Source organism: Rhizobium tibeticum (genome assembly GCF_900110205.1).
Lineage (GTDB): Bacteria > Pseudomonadota > Alphaproteobacteria > Rhizobiales > Rhizobiaceae > Rhizobium > Rhizobium tibeticum.
Map to the genome: position 1 here is coordinate 1 of NZ_FOCV01000081.1, position 11,788 is coordinate 11,788.

The window sequence follows — 11,788 nt, forward strand, 5'->3', positions numbered from 1 at the left end:
CGGCACGATCAAGCAATGGATGAACCAGGGCGCGTTCCTGATGCGGCGGCTGGAAAACGTCCGCGGGGAGTTCAGCCTGACGGCGCTCGCCTACAACATCAAGAGGGCCATCTCCATCATCGGTGTGCCGGGCCTGATCGCCGCGTTGCGGACATAAAACGCCCCATTTTGCGTTGTTCTCAACCCAAAATAAACGCCACTATGCCCATGAACGCCACCATCGCACCCGAAAACGGAAAAGCTGGAAATTGGACAAAACGCCGCCGTCCACGCCGAAAATCAACTACTTTCCATCATTCGAAGAGTTCTCGGACGGTCTGCTCGGCGTCTGCGATGGGCGCGTCGGGCGTTAGGCAGTGGTTTGGTGGAGGAACATTGAATGGCGAGGATTGCCTATATTGTCGCCGGCCTGCTCATCCTTATCGGGCTGGTTTGGATGGGGCAGGGCAGTGGCTATTTTCCCTATCCGGCAGAAAGCTTCATGATCGACCAGACGCAATGGATCTATTGGGGCGCACTTGCTGCGGTGGTCGGAATTGTCGTGATTGTGGTGACGAAAAACGCGCGGCATCGGTCGAGATAAACATGTCTGATGGCTGCGCATCGCACACACTGTCGATGACGTGCCACAGACAGTTAGGCATGTTTTGCTCGCCGGCCACATGGTGTCGCCTACCGGTGACATCGATCTTAGTGATGGCACATGGCCCAGCATTAGATTGCGCAGTGCGTCGCGGTCGCCCTTAAAATAAGTTCGCCGGCGAAGGAAGCCGGTGTAAGCGTCCGTCGCCGGCGAAGATTGGAATATGTAAACGGCGCGAATTACGCTCGGCGCGAACGAGCATCCGTCATATCGGGCCGCGTGCCATCAGGAGCGCGAAGTCCGTAGTGCTTGCTTGCGAACACCCATTCCACATTGCCGGGCTCAAACGGGCGACGCGGATTTCTCAGCGCCATCCGGCGCTCGGAGAGGCTGCGCGGCAGGCTGTCGATCATATCATTGACGAAGGTTTCAACGCTGTCTTTCCAGCGCGGCGAGATCGAAACATCGACGCCGCCATAACGATGGAAGTCGGGATGTTTGCGGGAATAGCATGCGCCGAGCATCCACGCATGCTGCTGCTTGAGAAAACGTTCTTTAATGGTCATTCCTAGTCTTTTTCCTTGGCGTCATCGACGACATCGGCCTCGGGGCGGTCGCCTCCGTTCGACCGTTCCGTTGTCCAGCTGCCGTCTGCACGCTGATATGTAACGTCCGCTCCCTGGCCACCGAGCTGTTGTCGCTCCGCGGCTCGTTTTGCCGCTGCCAGTGCTTCTTCGTGAGTTGGGAAAGTTTCCGACCAGACATCGTCCAGGCGGTAGGCCCAGGCGCCATCATGTTCGGCGACGTGGTAGGTAATCGACATCGATCTTTCCTTCAAGAACTTTTCGCAGGAATTTGCATGGAGGCTCCACCCAAGAGCTGGAACGCGCTCGCCCCATGCTTGTTCCTCCCCGTGCCTGGCCTGTGTGAGGCTGGATTCAACGCGAGATGTGATCTTGCGCTAGCGCGGAACGCTTCATAGGCTTGGGGCGTTGATGGATTCGTTCAACGTCTTTCAATGGGAACCCCATGCGCGCTCAGTCGAAGCCGTTCATCGTCGAAGTAAAGTCCTCCCGCCGCACGGAGCGTCGCCAGTCAGCGTCAATCTGGGGGAACCTCGATCTCGCGGCCGTTGCCGAAGAGATTGCGGAAGAACTGCCGCGGCCGGCCGCCGTGCCTGAAGAAGCCGCCGGCGCGCAGTAACCTGCCCGCACCCTACGCCGACACAAACCGGTAGGAAGCATCCTTGCGTTCTGCATAGCCAACGCCCGGGTAGCTCCAGTGATAGCCGAGCATTTTGAGCTTGTCGGTCGCCGCGCGATCGAGCAGCATTTGGCGTGTCCTCAGTGCGACCTCAGGTTCCGTGTCGAAGCCGAAATGCCAGGCGGGATTTTCGAAGAAGATCACGTCGTTGGTGCAGGCGTCGCCCGTGATCAGCAGGCCGCCGTCTCCAGCCAGTTCGATCGAGACATGGCCCGGTGTATGTCCGCGGGTTTGCTGGATCCGCATCCCGGGAATGATCTCCTGATCCGGTCGCACGAGCGTTAGCCTGTCCTTGACGGCAAACAGGTCCCGCTGCGCACCGCGCGCAAAGTCATGAAGCGCGGATGGCATATGCGTCGCGTAGTCCTTGTCGGTCCAGAAAGCCCATTCTGCTTCGCTGACGAAATACTGCGCGTTCGGATAAAGAACCTTGCCGTCGATCGTCGTCGTTGCGCCGGAGTGATCCGGATGCGCATGGGTGAAAACAACCTTGGTGATCGCCTCCGGTGCGATCCCGAGCGATTTCAGGTTCGCGGCCAGTTTGCCGGCGCTTGCCTGGAAATGGCTGCCGGATCCGGTATCGATGAGGATCAGGTCTTCGCCATGGCGGATCAGAGGGATGTTGGCCTGAACCGGAGCAGTCGCCGCGTTGCCGCCCAGCCGTGGCATGATCGCCTGGCGTTCCTCGAGCGTAGCATCGGGCAGCAGGATCTCCGCCGGAAGCGTCAGGAAGCCATCGCTGACGACGGTAATGTCGAACGTGCCGTGCTGGAAGCGGTGGAAATCGGCTGCAATCGCGTTGCGTGAAGCCAGCATCACCGCTGCTGCGGCGGTCAGCTTCAGCAGGTCGCGTCGGGACAACCCGTTCGCAATGGTATCTCGTGTGGTCACGAGCGTCTCCTTTGATGAGCAAATGCCGGTAGCGGCAGGCGGGCACCCCAGAGACCCGCCTGCGAATGTTCGAAAGGTTCATCCGTCATACGATTGCCGGTCCGTAGAAGGCCCGGCGGATGATCCGCCACCTCAGTCCAGGAAGAACTCCAGCAGATCGGCGTTGATGACATCAGGATGCGTGGTGCACATGCCGTGCGGGAAGCCGGCATAGGTCTTCAGCGTTCCGTGCTTCAGGAGTTTTACCGAAAGCGGTGCGGAATCGGCATAGGGAACGATTTGATCGTCGTCGCCATGCATGACCAGCGTCGGCACCGTGATCCGCTGCAGATCCTCGGTGAAATCCGTTTCGGAAAACGCTTTGATGCAATCGTAATGAGCCTTGGCAGCGCCCATCATCCCCTGCCGCCACCAGTTCTCGATGACGCCCTGGCTGACCTTGGCGCCGGGGCGATTGAAGCCGTAGAAGGGGCCTGTCGGCACATCGAGGAAGAACTGAGCACGGTTGGCGACAAGCGCCGCTCGGAAGCCGTCGAAAACCTCGAGTGGCAGGCCGCCGGGGTTCTTGTCCGACTTGACCATGATCGGCGGCACGGCGCCGATCAGCACTGCCTTGGCGACACGGCCGGGCTTGGCGCGCGCGACGTAGTGGGCAACCTCGCCGCCGCCGGTCGAATGGCCGACATGGATCGCATTCTTGAGATTGAGAGCATCGGTAAGTGCCGCAACGTCGGCCGCATAGGTGTCCATCTCATTGCCCAGCCACGTCTGGCTGGAGCGGCCGTGGCCGCGCCGGTCGTGGGCAATCACGCGATAGCCCTTGTCCAGAAAGAACATCATCTGCGCATCCCAGTCGTCGGCGCTGAGCGGCCAGCCGTGATGGAAAACAACGGGCTGGGCATCGAGCGGGCCCCAATCCTTGTAGAAGATTTCGGTTCCGTCTGTGGTCTTGATGAATGGCATGATCAGCTTCCCTCTGTCTGGATGTGATGGCTTTCATGGCGGTAAAGGCACGTGAGCATCCTTCCGGCGCCCATGTCATGGGGCGTCCGGGCAGAGCTGACCCGCCCATCTACACCTTCTACCTCATCACCATGACGCGGCTTTGGCGGCGTTGCGAGCCAAACGCTAATCTGATGCAAATATCGCAGAATGGAAGATACCGTTTTGAAGAATGGCGGCGGCAGGAGAGGGAGGACTGATGTGCCCTTTCCGATCGGATTCAGGAGACTGCAGCTCGTCACATCACATCACGGGTTTGGCGGCGCGCGCAGGAACATCGACGCCAGCGTCGCTCTTGCAGCCGACGCCGCTTCGCCCTTGCTCGGCGTTGCCTGGATGACCACTCAGTCCTTCAACTAACGTCCCGGCCGCCAGCCTATCACGTCGTTCGCTTTGAAATGTATTCTTTGAGAACTTTCATTGTGTACGCAAAGTACACAATTCATTGACATCGTTTTGGATGCATGCCATGTTCCGGGCCTGACGCAGTAAACGGCACGGAGAGTGACCCATGGCGAAGACCGTGAAGAGCAACCTGTACGAAGATTTGAAACGTCAAATTCTAACGATGGAGCTCGACCCCGACGCCGATCTCGACGAAGCCAGCCTGAGTGAGCGCTACGGCCTCTCCCGAACGCCAGTGCGCGACATCTTTCGTCGCTTGGCGGGCGAGGGTTATGTCGACATTCGCGAAAACCGCGGCGCGCGCGTCATCCCGATGAACCATTCGACGCTGCGAAATTTCTTCCTGGTGGCGCCGATGATCTATGCGGCAATCGGTCGTTTGGCGGTCCAGAACTTCAAACCAGCACAACTCGTGGACTTGAAGCAGACGCAGGAGCGTTTCCGCACGGCCAGCGAGAACGGGGGCGCGCTGGACATGGTCCTCGAGAACAACCGCTTCCACGAGATCTTCGGCGAGATGTCCGCAAACGTCTATCTGCAACCAAGTCTCGGCCGGCTCCTCATCGATCACGCCCGGATCGGCCACACGTTCTTCCGGCCGAGAAACGAGGACATGAAGCGGCGCCTGCAGTTGGCCGTCGAGCATCATGACGGCTTCATCGAAGCGCTCGCGGCACACGATGAGGACGCGGTCGTCGATCTGGTCTTTGAACATTGGGAATTGTCCCGCGAGAACATAGAGATGTTCATCGCTCCGCAGGGACTAAAAGCGGACGTCCTCATCGGCGCTCCGGCTGCAAAAACACTGGAGAAATCACCGTGAAATTCGAGGGGATCTATACCCCGGCCGTTACGCCGCTTGATGAGAGTGGACAGATCGACCGGAAGGCTTTCGCCGCTGTGCTGGAGTCGCTGATCGAGGCGGGGGTCCACGGCATCATCATCGGCGGATCGACCGGCGAGTACTATGCCCAGACCAGCCAGGAGCGTTTTGACCTCGCGTCCTACGCCAAGGAGGTCATTGGGAGCCGCTTGCCACTCATCGTCGGAACGGGCGCAACGCGGACCGAGGATTCGGTGGAATACGCGAAGGCCGCCAAGCAGATCGGCGCGGACGCGATCCTGGTTTCGACGCCTCCCTACGCGCTTCCGACCGAGCGGGAAAATGCCGTTCACGCGCTCACGGTCGACCGCGCGGCCAATCTGCCGATCATGCTCTACAACTATCCGGCCCGCATGGGCGTGATGATGGGTAAGGACTATTTTTCACGTGTCGGCAGGTCAAAGAACGTCGTCGCCATCAAGGAAAGTTCCGGCGACATGGGCAACTTGCACCTGCTTGCCAGGACGTTCCCACACATCTCGCTCTCCTGTGGATGGGACGATCAGGCGCTCGAGTTCTTCGCATGGGGCGCGAGAAGCTGGGTGTGCGCCGGATCGAATTTCCTGCCGCGGGAGCACGTCGCTCTCTACGAGGCATGTGTTCGCGAAAAGAATTTCGACAAAGGCCGCGCGATCATGACCGCGATGTTGCCGCTGATGGATTTCCTCGAATGCGGCAAGTTTGTCCAGTCGATCAAGCACGGCTGCGAAATCATCGGGCTCAAAACCGGATCGGTGCGCGCGCCGCTGCGGTCTCTCGACTCCGAAGAAAAGCGAACACTCCAGACTGTCGTCTCCACATTGAAGCGAACGGTCGGTCAGATCACCTCGGGAGCCAATCGTCATGCATGAACCGTTGACCGCCGCCGAATACAAGGCGATCGCCGCCGAACTGCAGTTTCCGACAAACGCGTCCATCGATGGTGCATTCCGTCCGGCGAATTCCGGCAAGACTTTCAAGTCCAAGAACCCCGCGACGGGAGAGACGCTTGCCAAAATTGCCGCCTGCGACAGCACGGATGTCGATCATGCCGTGCTCAAGGCGAGGGAGGCGTTCGATGACGGTCGCTGGCGGTCGAGGTCCCCGTCCGAGCGCAAGGAGGTTCTCCTGAAGCTTGCCAGACTAATCGAGAGCAATCGTCATGAGCTTGCCGTCATGGAAAGCCTCGATAGCGGTAAGCCGATCCGCGAGTGCCAGACGGTTGACGTCCCCGATACCATCCATACGCTGCGCTGGCATGCCGAGTTGATCGACAAGCTCTATGACAACACGGCGCCGGTCGGACCGAATGCGCTGACGATGATCGTGCGCGAGCCCGTTGGCGTCGTCGGCTGCGTTCTGCCGTGGAACTTCCCGCTGCTCATGCTCGCTTGGAAGATAGGCCCGGCACTTGCCGCGGGATGCTCCGTCGTCGTGAAGACCGCCGAGGACACGACGCTGACGACGCTTCGCGTCGCCGAACTGGCTCATGAGGCAGGCGTCCCTGCCGGCGTCTTCAACGTCGTAACTGGAAGCGGCAAGGAGGTCGGCGAGCCGCTTGGCATGCATATGGACGTCGACATGGTCGCCTTTACAGGCTCGACTCCAACGGGGCGTCGCTTCCTGCGCTATGCGGCGGACTCCAATCTGAAGCGCGTGGTGCTCGAGTGCGGTGGCAAGAACCCGGCGGTGGTTCTCGACGACGCTGAAGATCTCGACCTTGTCGCCGAGCAGGTCGTCAATGGTGCGTTCTGGAACATGGGAGAGAACTGCTCGGCCACGTCGCGGCTCATCGTGCATGCCAAAGTCAAGGACGAGCTGCTAAAGCGGATCGGGGCCTACTTGCGCGAATGGAAGACGGGCGACCCGCTCGATCCGGAAAACCGCATCGGCGCACTCGTCAATAAGGCGCATTTCGAGAAGGTTACGTCCTTCCTCGATGACGCCAAGAAAGAGAAGCTTTCGGTCGTTCATGGCGGCGACACGCGCGACGGCATCTTCGTCGAGCCAACGGTTGTCGATGGCGTCACACCATCGAGCCGGCTGTTCCAGGAGGAGATTTTCGGGCCGGTTCTGTCGGTCACGACCTTCAACTCCCCAGCCGAGGCGGTCGGCCTTGCCAACGACACGAACTATGGTCTGACGGCGTCCGTCTACACCGGAAGTCTCCGCAACGCGATCAAGCTCTCGCGCGAGATCCGGGCGGGCGTCGTGACGGTCAACTGCTTCGGTGAAGGGGACGCGACTACGCCGTTCGGCGGCTACAAGGAGTCCGGTTTCGGCGGACGCGACAAGTCGATCTTCGCGCACGACAACTATTGCGAACTGAAGACGATTTGGATCGACGTGTCAGATCGTTCAGTAGACGAGACGATCCGATGACACGGCACGTGATCAAGCGCCTGCCAGTCGATTCCGGCGTCTCGGGCTGGGAAGCGATCAGCGAACGCGGATTTCCCGTCACGGCGCTTGATGGGGATATCACCGCGGACTGGCTGATCATCGGTGGTGGTTTCGCCGGATTGTCGGCGGCTCGCCGTCTCTTGCAGCATCGCCCGCAGGACAAGATCGTTATCCTGGATGCGCGGGAGTTGGCGAAGGGGCCGGCGGGTCGAAACTCGGGCTTCATGATCGACGTTCCGCATAATCTATCTTCGGGCGAATACTCCGTCGCTGACGAGGGATCGACGAAGACCGAGATCAGGCATAATCGCCTGGCAATCTCTTTCGTAGCAGGCGTCGCGGCCGAGTTTGGACTTTCCGGAGAGACGTTCGATCCTTCCGGAAAGGTGAACGCAGCGGCCTCCGATAGGGGATTGGCGCTCAACGACAACTATAAGCGCTCGCTGGAAAAAATCGGAGAAGCGCATCGCGTCCTCGACGCCGGCGAGATGCGGCGCATGACGGGCTCGACATACTATCGCGGTGGGCTGTTCACGCCGGGTGCCGTCATGATTCAGCCCGCCGACTATATCCGCGGACTAGCCCGTGGACTCCGGGGGAAGGTTTCGCTCTACGAGCATTCGCCGGTCCTCGAGCTCTCGCGGGAAGGCCGGAACTGGAAGGCCTGGTCGAACCGCGGCTCGGTATCGGCGCCGAAGGTCATTCTGGGGGTGAACGGTCACATTGAAAGCTTTGGCCATTTCCGCGGCAGGTTGATGCACATCTTCACGTACGCGTCGATGACGGCCGCCTATTCGCACAACGAGTTCGGCGGCGACGTGACGGGCGCCGACCGATGGGCGCTGCTGCCTGCCGATCCGATGGGCGCGACGGTCCGCAAGATCACGTCGAACGGCCGCTCCCGCATCGTCATCAGGACGCGGTTCACCTACAACCCAAGCCTAAAGGTATCCGAGCGGCGTGTCTCCGGCATTGCCGCCGAGCAGCGTCGGTCCTTCGACGCGCGGTTCCCGGGGATGGGGAGCCTGCCACTGGAATATAGCTGGGCAGGCGCGCTCTGCCTTAGCCGCAACCACGTTCCAGCTTTCGGCGAAGTCGAGGAGGGGCTGTTTTCCGCGTGCTGCGAGAACGGTCTTGGAACCGTCAAGAGCACGCTTGCGGGCATGATGGCGGCAGATCTCGCGGCAGGTGTCGAAAGCCCGGAGCTCGATCAGTACAGGAACCAGCCAGAGCCGAGCAGGCTGCCCCCAGAGCCATTTGCATGGTTGGGGGTCAACTCGGTCATTCGATTTCAGGAATTGCGTGCTGGCCGTGAGGGATGAGCCCTTGCCGCGCAATGTGAAGACTGAGCCTACCCGCAAGTCTTCAACGACAATGGGAACGAGAACTAGGAGTAAGAACAATGAAGACTTTGTGGAAAGCGCTCTGCGCCGCTGCGATGGTCGGCATCAGCATGCTTCCGGCCCGCGCGGAAGAGAAGACCATCAACATGGGCACGCTGTCCTGGGAAGACCTAACGCCCATCACCGGCATCACGAAGAAGGTGCTTGAGGACGCTGGTTATACCGTCAAGGTGACGGAATTCTCCGAGTGGGGTATCGCCTACGCGGCTCTGGCCAAGGGGGATATCCAGGTTCTGGCTTCGCAGACCGATTACGTCGCGCAGGACTACTGGGACAAGAACAAGAACCGTCTCGAGAAGATCTCTCCGGTTTCTCACGGCCTCTACCAGGGCATCGCCGTTCCGAAGTACGTTCCGATCGACTCCCTCGAGCAGCTCAACGAAAATAGCGACAAGTTCGGCGGCAAGATTATCGGCATCGAGCCAGGCTCCGGTCTGATGCGTGACTCCTCCAACGCCGTCAAGGACTACGATATAAAGCTGCAGCTCGTCGAAGGCAGCACGGCGGCGATGACGGCCGCCCTCAAGTCGGCATACGATCGCAAGGAGTGGATCGCCGTCACGATCTGGGAACCGTCGTGGATGGTCCAGAAGTACGCGGTAAAGTATCTCAAGGATCCGAAGGGCATCTTCCCGCCACCGCAGGGCTACTACTGGGTCGGCCAGAAAGGCTTCTCCGAAGAGAACCCGCATGCTCGTGAGGTCATGGCAAGCGTCTACGTTCCGATCGCCGACATCACCGCCATCAATGGCGAGGTGAAGGATGGCAAGACTATGGACCAGGCCGTCCAGGGCTGGGTCGGCGCCCATGCCGACCTGATCAAGCGCTGGGAAAACATCAAGAAGAACTGATCGCTTCGGCCGTCCGATGCTGTCGGGCGGCCACCCTCAAGCCCAACAAGAGAAGCCGGCACCAATTGGCTCAAGGGGATCGCTATGAAAGCCGCAAATGCAGATACCAATGAAGTCCTGATTGACTGCCAATCGCTCTGGAAGGTCTTCGGAGACAAGTCCGCCGCCGCGATGAAATCCATCAACGCGCGGGGACTTGGGAAGAAAGAAGTGCTGAAGGAGTACAACTGCGTCGTCGGCGTGGCCAACGCTAGCCTGCAGGTCCGGCGCGGCGAGATATTCTGCATCATGGGCCTGTCGGGTAGCGGAAAGTCGACGCTTATCCGCCTTCTCAACAAGCTGATTACACCGAGTTCCGGAAAGGTGCTCGTAAAGGGCAGGGACATTGCGGCGCTGTCGCAGGTCGAGCTCAGGCAAATGCGCGCCATGAACATCGGCATGGTGTTTCAAAGCGTTGCCTTGCTCCCGCATCGCACCGTGCTCGAAAACGCTGCCTTCGGACTGGAGGTTCAGGGCATCCCCAAGCTTGAGCGAAACAAAACCGCCAAGGCAGCGCTGGAAACGGTAGGCCTGGCGGACTGGGTCGATCGGTACCCGAACGAATTGTCGGGCGGCATGCAGCAACGCGTCGGTCTCGCCCGTGCCCTTGCGTCCGATCCGGAAATCATCCTGATGGACGAGCCGTTCAGTGCGCTCGATCCGCTCATACGCCGCCAGCTTCAGGACGAGTTCCGGCAGCTCACGAAGTCGCTGGGCAAGTCCGCCGTCTTCATCACGCACGATCTCGACGAGGCGATCCGGATCGGCGATCGCATCGCCATCATGAAGGATGGCGCCATCATCCAGACGGGCACGGCCGAGGAGATCATTCTCAATCCGGCGGACGACTATGTCGCCGAGTTCGTGGCGGGCATATCGCGGCTTCATCTGATCAAAGCCCATTCCGTAATGCATAGCGTCACCGAGTTTCAACGCAGTGAGCCCAACTCCGATATCTCTTCGCTGGTGCGCACCACCCCCGACGCTGACATTGACGAACTGATCACACTCACCATGCAGTCGGACCGCGACGCGATCGCCGTCGTCGACAACGACCAGGTCGTCGGCGTGGTCACACCCCGCGGCCTCCTCATGGGCGTCAAGGGGACTTCCAACAACGATCGCGCAGCCGCCTGACCGCTGAACGGAACTGAGTGACATGGACATTTCAAGCTTCACCGACACTTTCGACGAATGGACCGACGCAGCGCTTGAATGGGTAGGCGACAATGGCGAATCCCTTTTCGACTATGTCAGATGGGTTCTCGAGGGGCTCTACGATGGAATTATCTGGCTCCTTGAACTCCCGCCGTTCTATGTCGTTGCGATCGTCGTGGCACTGGTTGGATGGCGACTCGTCAATGCCTGGTTCGCTATCCTGAGCGGCCTCGCGCTGATGCTCTGCTTCTCGATGGGCCTCTGGTCAGAGACGATGAGCACCCTCGCGCTTGTCCTAACGGCGACGGTGCTGGCGCTGGCGATCGGTATTCCGATCGGGATCGCGGCAGGTTTCTTCACGGCACTGGATCGCTTCATGGAACCGGGCCTCGATCTGATCCAGACGCTTCCGCCTTACATCTACCTTCTGCCGGCGATCGCCTTGCTCGGATATGGTCCCGCCACGGCCTTGATTGCCACCGTCGTGGTTGCAATGCCGCCGGCGATCCGGTTGACGTCGCTCGGCATTCGCATGACGCCGAAGGCGTTCATCGAATTGGGAGAAGCGAGCGGTATCACGCCGAGCCAGATGTTCTTCAAGATCCGCCTGCCGTTTGCCCTTCCCAGCATCATGGCTGGCATCAACCAGAGCCTGATGATGGCGTTCGGAATGGTTGTCATTGCCGGGATTGTTGGATCAGGCGGTCTTGGAGAGACGATCTATGGCGCGATCCGCACGCTCGACATCGCGACGTCTATCAACGGGGCGATCGCAATCGTCGTCCTGACAATGGTGCTCGACCGCATAACGCAGAGCGCGGCCCGGCTTGGAACAGGGAGGTGGCATGAAAGATGCCGCGCCCGTTGAGAGAACGGATCACTAGGATGCAGACGCTGATCGAGGGACAGTCACACTTCCAGCCTTTCG

Annotated in this window: 14 protein-coding genes and 1 pseudogene; 11 read left to right on the forward strand and 4 right to left on the reverse strand. The window is 60.0% G+C overall.

Annotated elements, in window-relative coordinates; genetic code table 11:
- Both BSG20_RS39100 and BSG20_RS33715 read left to right on the forward strand, forming a co-directional pair.
- Positions 1–157, forward strand: a pseudogene (locus tag BSG20_RS39100) (IS1182 family transposase); the annotation flags it as partial.
- A gap of 222 nt (positions 158–379) precedes the next feature.
- On the forward strand, positions 380–583 hold the full coding sequence (locus BSG20_RS33715) for a hypothetical protein (protein WP_072382129.1): 204 nt from the start codon (positions 380–382) through the stop codon (positions 581–583).
- 239 nt (positions 584–822) lie between these two features.
- On the opposite strand, the gene BSG20_RS33720 is transcribed toward BSG20_RS33715, so the two are convergent.
- Together BSG20_RS33720 and BSG20_RS33725 are read right to left on the reverse strand one after the other, a co-directional pair.
- On the reverse strand, positions 823–1,149 hold the full coding sequence (locus tag BSG20_RS33720; RefSeq protein WP_072382131.1) for a hypothetical protein: 327 nt from the start codon (positions 1,147–1,149) through the stop codon (positions 823–825).
- A 2-nt stretch (positions 1,150–1,151) separates the two neighbouring features.
- On the reverse strand, positions 1,152–1,406 hold the full coding sequence (locus BSG20_RS33725) for a DUF2188 domain-containing protein (protein ID WP_072382133.1): 255 nt from the start codon (positions 1,404–1,406) through the stop codon (positions 1,152–1,154).
- Between the two features lie 206 nt (positions 1,407–1,612).
- Between BSG20_RS33725 and BSG20_RS36875 the strand changes: the two genes are divergently transcribed.
- Positions 1,613–1,786, forward strand: coding sequence for a hypothetical protein (locus BSG20_RS36875; protein WP_167371657.1), 174 nt, complete (start codon positions 1,613–1,615; stop codon positions 1,784–1,786).
- 12 nt (positions 1,787–1,798) lie between these two features.
- Here BSG20_RS36875 and BSG20_RS33730 read toward each other — a convergent pair whose 3' ends face one another.
- Together BSG20_RS33730 and BSG20_RS33735 are read right to left on the reverse strand one after the other, a co-directional pair.
- Complete coding sequence (locus tag BSG20_RS33730; RefSeq protein ID WP_244541526.1) at positions 1,799–2,662, reverse strand: MBL fold metallo-hydrolase; 864 nt, start codon at positions 2,660–2,662, stop codon at positions 1,799–1,801.
- Positions 2,663–2,869: 207 nt separating this feature from the next.
- The gene (locus BSG20_RS33735) at positions 2,870–3,700 is read right to left on the reverse strand and encodes an alpha/beta fold hydrolase (RefSeq protein WP_072382137.1); all 831 of its coding nucleotides are present in this window, start codon (positions 3,698–3,700) and stop codon (positions 2,870–2,872) included.
- Between the two features lie 240 nt (positions 3,701–3,940).
- On the opposite strand from BSG20_RS33735, the gene BSG20_RS36880 reads away from it, so the two are divergent.
- The 8 genes from BSG20_RS36880 (at position 3,941) to BSG20_RS33775 (ending at position 11,728) form a co-directional block, all read left to right on the forward strand.
- Positions 3,941–4,099: a hypothetical protein gene (locus tag BSG20_RS36880; RefSeq protein WP_167371658.1), complete on the forward strand. Its 159-nt coding sequence runs from the start codon at positions 3,941–3,943 to the stop codon at positions 4,097–4,099.
- Between the two features lie 151 nt (positions 4,100–4,250).
- Complete coding sequence (locus BSG20_RS33745) at positions 4,251–4,967, forward strand: GntR family transcriptional regulator (protein WP_072382141.1); 717 nt, start codon at positions 4,251–4,253, stop codon at positions 4,965–4,967.
- The gene (locus BSG20_RS33750) at positions 4,964–5,878 is read left to right on the forward strand and encodes a dihydrodipicolinate synthase family protein (protein ID WP_072382143.1); all 915 of its coding nucleotides are present in this window, start codon (positions 4,964–4,966) and stop codon (positions 5,876–5,878) included. Before BSG20_RS33745 ends, BSG20_RS33750 begins: the two co-directional genes overlap by 4 nt.
- Positions 5,871–7,388: an aldehyde dehydrogenase gene (locus BSG20_RS33755; protein WP_072382145.1), complete on the forward strand. Its 1,518-nt coding sequence runs from the start codon at positions 5,871–5,873 to the stop codon at positions 7,386–7,388. The genes BSG20_RS33750 and BSG20_RS33755 overlap by 8 nt, the downstream gene beginning before the upstream one ends.
- A complete protein-coding gene (locus BSG20_RS33760) occupies positions 7,385–8,731 on the forward strand; it encodes an NAD(P)/FAD-dependent oxidoreductase (RefSeq protein WP_072382147.1) in 1,347 nt (448 codons plus the stop codon). The genes BSG20_RS33755 and BSG20_RS33760 overlap by 4 nt, the downstream gene beginning before the upstream one ends.
- An 80-nt stretch (positions 8,732–8,811) precedes the next feature.
- Positions 8,812–9,663 carry a glycine betaine ABC transporter substrate-binding protein gene (locus BSG20_RS33765; protein WP_024317853.1) on the forward strand — a complete coding sequence of 284 codons (852 nt, stop codon included), beginning with the start codon at positions 8,812–8,814 and terminating at the stop codon, positions 9,661–9,663.
- 84 nt (positions 9,664–9,747) lie between these two features.
- A complete protein-coding gene (locus tag BSG20_RS33770; protein ID WP_072382149.1) occupies positions 9,748–10,839 on the forward strand; it encodes a quaternary amine ABC transporter ATP-binding protein in 1,092 nt (363 codons plus the stop codon).
- Between the two features lie 22 nt (positions 10,840–10,861).
- Positions 10,862–11,728, forward strand: a complete 867-nt coding sequence (locus BSG20_RS33775; protein ID WP_093041819.1) for an ABC transporter permease — start codon at positions 10,862–10,864, stop codon at positions 11,726–11,728.
- Positions 11,729–11,788 lie beyond the last annotated feature (60 nt).

Bases quoted from the DNA above. Each gene is read 5' to 3' on its own strand.
- BSG20_RS33755 (WP_072382145.1), top strand. From the start codon at position 5,871: ATGCATGAACCGTTGACCGCCGCCGAATACAAGGCGATCGCCGCCGAA.
- BSG20_RS33765 (WP_024317853.1), top strand. From the start codon at position 8,812: ATGAAGACTTTGTGGAAAGCGCTCTGCGCCGCTGCGATGGTCGGCATC.
- BSG20_RS33770 (WP_072382149.1), top strand. From the start codon at position 9,748: ATGAAAGCCGCAAATGCAGATACCAATGAAGTCCTGATTGACTGCCAA.
- BSG20_RS36875 (WP_167371657.1), top strand. From the start codon at position 1,613: ATGCGCGCTCAGTCGAAGCCGTTCATCGTCGAAGTAAAGTCCTCCCGC.
- BSG20_RS33745 (WP_072382141.1), top strand. From the start codon at position 4,251: ATGGCGAAGACCGTGAAGAGCAACCTGTACGAAGATTTGAAACGTCAA.
- BSG20_RS33775 (WP_093041819.1), top strand. From the start codon at position 10,862: ATGGACATTTCAAGCTTCACCGACACTTTCGACGAATGGACCGACGCA.
- BSG20_RS33715 (WP_072382129.1), top strand. From the start codon at position 380: ATGGCGAGGATTGCCTATATTGTCGCCGGCCTGCTCATCCTTATCGGG.
- BSG20_RS33735 (WP_072382137.1), bottom strand. From the start codon at position 3,700: ATGCCATTCATCAAGACCACAGACGGAACCGAAATCTTCTACAAGGAT.
- BSG20_RS33760 (WP_072382147.1), top strand. From the start codon at position 7,385: ATGACACGGCACGTGATCAAGCGCCTGCCAGTCGATTCCGGCGTCTCG.
- BSG20_RS33720 (WP_072382131.1), bottom strand. From the start codon at position 1,149: ATGACCATTAAAGAACGTTTTCTCAAGCAGCAGCATGCGTGGATGCTC.
- BSG20_RS33725 (WP_072382133.1), bottom strand. From the start codon at position 1,406: ATGTCGATTACCTACCACGTCGCCGAACATGATGGCGCCTGGGCCTAC.
- BSG20_RS33730 (WP_244541526.1), bottom strand. From the start codon at position 2,662: ATGCTGGCTTCACGCAACGCGATTGCAGCCGATTTCCACCGCTTCCAG.